This is a genomic window from Xanthomonas sp. SHU 199 (assembly GCF_000364665.1).
GTDB classification, from domain to species: Bacteria; Pseudomonadota; Gammaproteobacteria; order Xanthomonadales; family Xanthomonadaceae; genus Xanthomonas_A; species Xanthomonas_A sontii.
This window is the reverse complement of the sequence record NZ_AQOI01000576.1, coordinates 1-520: the sequence shown is the minus strand read 5'-3', so window position 1 is coordinate 520 and position 520 is coordinate 1. Positions and strand designations below refer to the sequence as shown.

The following is a 520-nucleotide window of genomic DNA, read 5'->3' as shown; positions in this document are numbered from 1 at the left end:
GGGGTCGGCGGCCTGTGGCTGTTGCCGCGCGCCGGCGTGTTCGGCGCCTCGCTGGCGCACGGCGGTGCGGCCGGCCAGCAAGGCCTGCAGTACGCGCTGAGCTACCGCTGGAACAACGGCCGCTTCAACCTAGCGATGGATACCCAGCGCGCGCAATCCGGCTACCGCGACGTGGCCGCGCGCTACGGCGCCGCGCCGCCGCGGATCAGCGAGCGCGCCCTGTTCGGCAGCACCTGGGACGGCGTCGGCAACATCGCCCTGAGCTACGTGCGCCTGGCCTACCCCGACAGCGGCGACCAACGCTACGCCAGCCTGTTCTGGACCCGGGCCCTGCCGCGGCAGTCGTCGTTGAACCTGAGCATCAACCAGAACCTGGACCAAGCCCGCGACCGCAGCGTGTACCTGGGCTGGTCGATCGCGCTGGACGGCCGCCGCCAGGCCGGTGTCGCCGTGCAACGCATCGGCGAACGCACCAGTGCGACGGCCGACCTCAGCCAGGCGGCAGCCGCCGACGGCGGCA

The 520-nt window shown here is 72.9% G+C and carries 1 pseudogene; it reads left to right on the top strand.

The features are described from left to right. Positions 1 to 520, top strand: a pseudogene (locus tag D183_RS25080) (fimbria/pilus outer membrane usher protein); the annotation flags it as partial.